The sequence below is a fragment of the Pseudomonas sp. Sample_9 genome (genome assembly GCF_004307535.1).
GTDB lineage: Bacteria > Pseudomonadota > Gammaproteobacteria > Pseudomonadales > Pseudomonadaceae > Aquipseudomonas > Aquipseudomonas mercuritolerans.
Genome location: NZ_RAZO01000339.1, coordinates 1 through 6334 on the forward strand (window position 1 = coordinate 1; position 6334 = coordinate 6334).

The window sequence follows — 6334 nt, forward strand, 5'->3', positions numbered from 1 at the left end:
CGCCAGATCGGGTTGCGCCAGCGGTGGCCGACGGCGGCACGCTCGATCACGTATTCCTCGTTGATCTCGATGCCCAGCCCCGGGCCGTTCGGAATCTTCACGAAGCCTTGGTCATAGTCGAAGACGCGCGGATCCTTCACATAGTCGAGCAAGTCGTTGCTCTCGTTGTAATGGATGCCGAGGCTCTGCTCCTGGATAAACGCGTTGTAACAAGCCGCGTCGAGTTGCAAACACGCCGCCAGGGCGATCGGGCCTAGCGGGCAATGCAGCGCCAGCGCGACGTCGTAGGCTTCGGCCATGTTGGCGATCTTGCGGGTTTCGGTGATGCCGCCAGCGTGGGAGGCATCCGGCTGGATAATGTCGACGTAGCCCTCGCTCAACACCCGTTTAAAGTCCCAGCGCGAGAACAACCGTTCGCCGAGGGCAATCGGCGTGCTGGTCAGCGGCGCCAGTTCTTTCAGCGCTTCGTAGTTTTCGCTGAGCACCGGTTCTTCGATGAACATCAGTTTGTACGGGTCGAGCTCCTTCATCAGCACCTTGGCCATCGGCTTGTGCACGCGGCCGTGGAAATCGACGCCGATACCGACGTTCGGCCCCACCGCATCACGCACGGCGGCAACGTTGGCCAAGGCGAGGTCGACTTTCTCGAAGGTGTCGAGGAACTGCAACTCTTCGGTGCCGTTCATTTTCACCGCCGTGAAACCACGGCTCACCGCTTCTTTCGCCGCACGCGCGGTGTCGGCCGGCCGGTCGCCGCCGATCCACGAATAGACACGAATCTTGTCGCGCACCTGGCCACCGAGCAGATCGCTGACCGACACGCCGAGGGCCTTGCCCTTGATGTCCCACAACGCCTGATCGATACCGGCCAGCGCGCTCATGTGGATCGCACCGCCACGGTAGAAGCCGCCGCGATAAAGCACGGTCCAGATGTCTTCGATATTGCGTGGGTCTTTGCCGATCAGGTAGTCGGACAACTCTTCCACCGCAGCAGCTACGGTATGCGCGCGTCCTTCAACCACAGGCTCGCCCCAACCGGTCACGCCCTCGTCGGTTTCGACCTTGAGGAAGCACCAGCGCGGCGGAACGATGAAGGTCGTGAGTTTGGTGATTTTCATCTCTGCTCTCTTTTGTAAATGCAGCTTTTATTAGATGCAGCGCGCACAGCGCCAAAAAGTCTTAACGCAGGGCTTTCCAGGCAGCCACATAGGCCTTGGCATTGACCGCCACCTGCTCGGGCGTCATGCCCGGTTTGAACAGGCCGGAACCGAGACCGAAACCTTTCACACCGGCATCGATAAAGGCCTGCATGTTGTCCGGCGTAATGCCGCCGACCGGCGCCAGCACCGTGCCGGCTGGCAACACCGCGAGCCAGGCCTTGACGACCGCCGGGCTCATTTGCTCGGCCGGAAACAGCTTGAGAATGTCCGCGCCCTCGGCCAATGCGGCGAAGGCTTCGGTCGGCGTGGCCACGCCCGGCGACAGGTACAGCCCCGCCGCTTTCGCCGCGCGCAACACTTTGGCATCGCTGTGCGGCATGACGATCACTTGGCCGCCAGCCGCTTTGACCTGCTCGACCTGCTCGGGGCTGAGCACCGTGCCGGCACCGATCAGGCAATCGGCGGGCAGCGCATCACGCAGGATGCGGATACTTTCGTACGGCGATGGAGAATTGAGCGGTACTTCGATGACGCGAAATCCGGCGGAATACAGGACTTCTCCGACAGCCGCCGCTTCCTGCGGTTGCAGGCCACGCAGAATCGCGATCAGACCGTTTTGTGCCAATGCTTGCTTGAGCATGTCAGGCCTCCAGTCAGGGTTAACGGGATGAGGAATCGATCAGTCCGGCGGCGCGCGCCAGTTGCCACAGGCCACGCTCGGTGGCCTGCTCGGCCAACGTCACCTGAGCAAAGCCGCAGGCGTCGAGGGCACGGCGATATCGCGTGCACAGTTGCGCATTGCCGATGAGCACGATCGATGGAAGATTTGCTTGATTGCGCCGGCGCCGCTGCACATTGGCGAGCGCGGCCAGCTCATGGCCGATCATCAGGCCGGACAGATAATCCGCCTGAGCAGTCGGGCTCAGTTCACCGGTGAGGCCGAGGGTGCGGGCGCTGAACAGGGTCGACAGCACGCCGAGCTCGGCATCCGCCGACAGCGCGATTTGCACACCGCGGTCGAACGCCTGCGCATCGAAGGTCGGGCTCGGCTGCTGGGTACGGCCGAGGATGCTGTGTTCGCTGAGTACGGCGAAGACTTCGCCAGTCATGAACGTGTCGAAATGAGTGATGCGGCCATCGACCACTTCCACCCATTTCGAGTGACTGCCTGGCAAACCGATCAGCAGATCGTTACCGGCCTCGGCCGGCAGACTTTGCAGCACGCCGAGGACTTGGGTTTCTTCGCCGCGCATCACGTTGGGCAGACGCGAACGCTGAATCACGCCGGGGACGATATGCACCGGCGTACCGCGAAGACTGACAACGGTTTGTAGGGAATTTCCGAGATGGGCGACGTCGGCCGGCGTCTCGCAGTAAGCCGCCTCGCGCCAGCCCTGCGCACTGCCGACCATGCCGCAAGCGATCACCGGCAGATCCGGCTGCGCATCGAGCCAGTCACCGCAGGCCTCGTCAAAGGCCAGTTCAAACCCATCGGCGCATTCACGGCCGTGGATGATTCGCGGGGTCTTGGGCAACTGCATGATCCCGGACGACAGCGCACGCTGCTCCAGCACCACACCGTCCGCCGCGAGTTTGTAAGCACGTAATGAGGTCGTCCCCCAATCGAGCGCGATCAATTGCGCCTGCATCGCTTCACCTGTTTTGTTTTTGGCAGTGAGTGCGACGGACTATAAACCCGGGGGATTGGAAATCTCAATATATAAATATTGATCCCATATTATGGGAACCGTCGACAGTAACGGTATCACCTCGCTCAAAACGCCCCCCGGCTGCAAGGATGGCGATCGAATGCCGCGAAAGGCCGAGTCAGGCTTGCACGGACAAAAATGCAAGGTTCGCCATGCCGCTGCGGTCGGGAAATATTCAGGGAGAGCGGCCCTCGAAAGAGGCAAGGCCGGACGGGATATCTTTCATTTTGCATGGCCAGTTGTCAGCAAATCCGCGCTAGGTATCTGCATAATCTTGGAAAAATAGGTCTTGTATGTAGTGGAATGGACTCTATACACACAGGAAAAGGAATCTCTGGCTTTTAAAAAGGGATCCAGTGTTTCCCCTTTCAGGCGCCTTTCTCCCCCCTCATCGTCTACCGACTCGTCAAAAATGACATCTGCCCTATAAATTAACGAGTCAGGTGAAACCCTCTCGATAAACCCGAAGCCGGACTGTTTAATTCGGTGTGCCTGAGAAAAATCAAGATCACTTGTCAACGAGCAGACCAGCCCACGCCCTATAGACGACTTGAACAGGCCGAGAAGTTCCACGTCGGACTTGAAATAAACTTGATAAATTCCGGTAGTACGAAGCCGCTCTGTCTTTTCGTATTTAAGGTTAGCAATGGGCCGGCCATGATTCAAAGAACAAGCCGAGAGCACCGATATACATATTGCCAAGATCAAAACCTTCATAGGCTGTTACCCCTTGATCCATTTGAATATTGACTCCGCTACAATCTGTCGCGCTGACTTTCCACCGGGCAAGGCATGAGCATACATAAAGTTGGCATCTGCGTGATTGATATCGAGCCGCCCCATGACATTCGGCCCTTCGGAGATCTCCCATTGCTCACCGAAGTCTGCAACCAGATCTGACAGGTTCCAATCGACCGCAGCGGCCCTGATATTTACCCAATACTGCGCTTTAGGCTTGGGAACCTGACGATATATTTTCGAAATACCATATACGATTTTGCCGTGTCCTACGGGATCCAGGGTCACCAAAATTTTTATTTTGAAACCGCGCTCGGTTAAAACGGCAGACAAATGAGCACCGTTCCAGCCACCCAAACTGTGGCCGATGATATAAATCGCAGTATTGCAACTTGGAATTTTTCGAATAACGTTATGCTCCAGATCCTCCTCACTCATAAATGAGTTATAACCAAGGGGCAACGTCGTACAAGATTTCTGTATCTCCAGCGCTTCGATGTCCGCGTCGACCATGTCTCGCACATAGTCGACATTGTGATTGGGACCATCAACGTAATACCGTTCCTGATCGCCAGCTCCACCAACAAGAAAAACCATTGCATCGCGGATGCTTACTGTTACTTGCTTGACCGATTGATCTGTCTTGCAAGTAAGTGTATGACTCACGGGATCCCTTTTCGCCATTGCCGGTGGTGGAGCCTCCGCTGTTGCACTTCCATTTGCCATCTCTAATTACTCCACAAATAATTTAATCGTCTCAGCCAGGTGCGAACTGACGGTATGGGTAAATCCCGCCGCATCCGTCACGCCAGACTCTTCACTGCCGTCACCCCGCTGAATGATGTAAGGGTGATAAGAGACCGGCTCTCCGGTGTCCTGATTGACTACTTGCAACTTGTCAGTGAAATGCACCGGCATCGGCAACAGCCCACTAAACGCGGCCCCTCCGCCGCTCTGGCCGATGATCACCGTGCCCGAGCCACCGATCACGACATTGCCATGCCCACCAGTGCTATCGAGCATCGCGGCATTCAGGCCGTTGATGAAAACAGTGCCGGAGACCGCTCCGGTGATAGGGCTGCCACACGCTGATTTATCGGTCATGCGTGCAGCAGCGAGGCCGTCGAAGAATACGTTCGGCGAGCCGGAGACAATCGGGTTGGTGCCGTGACCTGGCAGTGGGCAGGCGGTTGGGTCGGTGACGCGAGCTGCGGGTTTACCACTCAATTCAAAGCTCCTTGCTTAAGGGGTGCCGGGGATGGCTGATAGATGTCGATGTCGGTCGCGGCAAAGCGCCAGCGATTGTCGACCGGGTCGAACAAAGCATGACAATGCTCACGGCTTTCAGGTGATGTCGCGGTTTGTATGGCACGCCAGGCTTCGTTGGCTTGCCAACTCAACTCGGCAGGCGTTGCATCATCAAGTTCGTTGAGCCAGGCGTTGTAGTTGCGCAGGTGATTGCGCTCGAAAGTCGATTGCAGCAAGTCGCCCATTTCCACGCCAAGGTCCAGATGATGCCTGGAGGTCCAGCGCCCCACTTCGGAGTAGACGTGCCAGCCCATCGGGATCAACGCACCGTTTTTCAACAGAGAATGGCCGGCGAGAGCGACGAAGCCGCAACAGATGTGCAGCATCAGCCAGCCTTGATGAGCGTCGATAATCGCAGTTGGATCAAAGGTTCTCAGCGCTACCACGCGGTATTCGCCGAGGCCGGCGCTGCGCGACATCAACTCAGCGTCGAGCCGCGACACGAAAGCCCGTATAGCCACGCCGCCAGTGCGCTGGGCCATGCAGAGAATTTCGACAACCTGTCGATTCGGGTCGTCAGAAGAGCCGGTAGTTTTCACCAGACCATACAGACGCATGGACGCCTGCAGTCCGCTCATAGCTGGTCACTCATTGACGCAGCGAGGGCTCCACAGGCGCGGAGCAATTTTGCCAGATACATTGCAGGTGTCGTCCGTGAGCGCGCAAAAATGGCGCACAGAATGCCGGACTAGAGCAGTGGCGACAACCGAATCAGCAGTAGATTGCCATCATTGTGCTCAGCCCTCGGCAAATTCGCGCAACACCTTGCCATCCATGCGATACCGCACCCATTCCTCCTGCGGTTGCGCACCGAGGGATTTGTAGAATTCGATGGCCGGGGTGTTCCATTCCAGCACGCTCCATTCGAAGCGGCCGCAGTCGTTGGCGCAGGCGATTTTCGCCAGGTGGCGCAGCAGGGTTTTGCCGGCGCCGCCGCCACGTTGTTCGGGGGTGATGTAGAGGTCTTCGAGGTACAGGCAATTGCTGCCCAGCCACGTTGAATAACTGAAGAAGAACACCGCGAAGCCGATCGGCAAGCCGTCGCGCAGGCAGATCAGGCCATGGGCGGTGGCGCCTTCGCCGAACAGGCTGCGTTCGATGTCAGCGACGCTGGCGATGACTTCGTGACGGGCCTTCTCGAAATCTGCCAGTTCGGTGATGAAGGTGAGGATTTGCGGCGCATCGCTGGGGGTCGCCGGGCGGATTTCGATCGTCATGGACGGGCCTTGTCTGCAAATTAAAGCGCCATACTAAGGCGCGCAGCGGCGCTCGTCACATGGCAAACATACTGACCTGCCCAATTTGCTGAACACTGTTGCCCTTGTGGGAGCGAGCCTGCTCGCGGAAGCATTCTGTCAGTTGAATCAACGTCTGACTGAAATGACGCTTTCGCGAGCAGGCTCGCTCCCACAGTTGATA

At 57.8% G+C, this 6334-nt stretch carries 8 protein-coding genes; all 8 read right to left on the bottom strand.

Translation table 11 applies throughout. The annotated features are described in order from the left end of the window. Positions 1-1118: galactonate dehydratase (dgoD, locus tag D6877_RS19315; protein ID WP_130911798.1), on the bottom strand; the 1118-nt coding region annotated here is incomplete at its 3' end. Between the two features lie 61 nt (positions 1119-1179). Beyond that, the gene (locus tag D6877_RS19320; RefSeq protein ID WP_073472308.1) at positions 1180-1800 is read right to left on the bottom strand and encodes a 2-dehydro-3-deoxy-6-phosphogalactonate aldolase; all 621 of its coding nucleotides are present in this window, start codon (positions 1798-1800) and stop codon (positions 1180-1182) included. A gap of 19 nt (positions 1801-1819) precedes the next feature. Next, the gene (locus D6877_RS19325) at positions 1820-2809 is read right to left on the bottom strand and encodes a 2-dehydro-3-deoxygalactonokinase (protein ID WP_130911799.1); all 990 of its coding nucleotides are present in this window, start codon (positions 2807-2809) and stop codon (positions 1820-1822) included. Between the two features lie 282 nt (positions 2810-3091). Continuing rightward, on the bottom strand, positions 3092-3586 hold the full coding sequence (locus D6877_RS29430; RefSeq protein WP_016770963.1) for a hypothetical protein: 495 nt from the start codon (positions 3584-3586) through the stop codon (positions 3092-3094). Positions 3587-3592: 6 nt separating this feature from the next. Next, positions 3593-4333 carry an alpha/beta hydrolase gene (locus D6877_RS19335; protein ID WP_130911800.1) on the bottom strand — a complete coding sequence of 247 codons (741 nt, stop codon included), beginning with the start codon at positions 4331-4333 and terminating at the stop codon, positions 3593-3595. 6 nt (positions 4334-4339) lie between these two features. Then, positions 4340-4834 carry a PAAR domain-containing protein gene (locus D6877_RS19340; protein WP_130911801.1) on the bottom strand — a complete coding sequence of 165 codons (495 nt, stop codon included), beginning with the start codon at positions 4832-4834 and terminating at the stop codon, positions 4340-4342. Next, the gene (locus D6877_RS19345; protein WP_130911802.1) at positions 4831-5493 is read right to left on the bottom strand and encodes a hypothetical protein; all 663 of its coding nucleotides are present in this window, start codon (positions 5491-5493) and stop codon (positions 4831-4833) included. Before D6877_RS19345 ends, D6877_RS19340 begins: the two co-directional genes overlap by 4 nt. Positions 5494-5652: 159 nt before the next feature. Further along, positions 5653-6132: a GNAT family N-acetyltransferase gene (locus D6877_RS19350; RefSeq protein WP_016770628.1), complete on the bottom strand. Its 480-nt coding sequence runs from the start codon at positions 6130-6132 to the stop codon at positions 5653-5655. Positions 6133-6334 lie beyond the last annotated feature (202 nt).

Bases quoted from the DNA above. Each gene is read 5' to 3' on its own strand.
- D6877_RS19335 (WP_130911800.1), bottom strand. From the start codon at position 4,333: ATGGCAAATGGAAGTGCAACAGCGGAGGCTCCACCACCGGCAATGGCG.
- D6877_RS19320 (WP_073472308.1), bottom strand. From the start codon at position 1,800: ATGCTCAAGCAAGCATTGGCACAAAACGGTCTGATCGCGATTCTGCGT.
- D6877_RS29430 (WP_016770963.1), bottom strand. From the start codon at position 3,586: ATGAAGGTTTTGATCTTGGCAATATGTATATCGGTGCTCTCGGCTTGT.
- D6877_RS19350 (WP_016770628.1), bottom strand. From the start codon at position 6,132: ATGACGATCGAAATCCGCCCGGCGACCCCCAGCGATGCGCCGCAAATC.
- D6877_RS19325 (WP_130911799.1), bottom strand. From the start codon at position 2,809: ATGCAGGCGCAATTGATCGCGCTCGATTGGGGGACGACCTCATTACGT.
- D6877_RS19345 (WP_130911802.1), bottom strand. From the start codon at position 5,493: ATGAGCGGACTGCAGGCGTCCATGCGTCTGTATGGTCTGGTGAAAACT.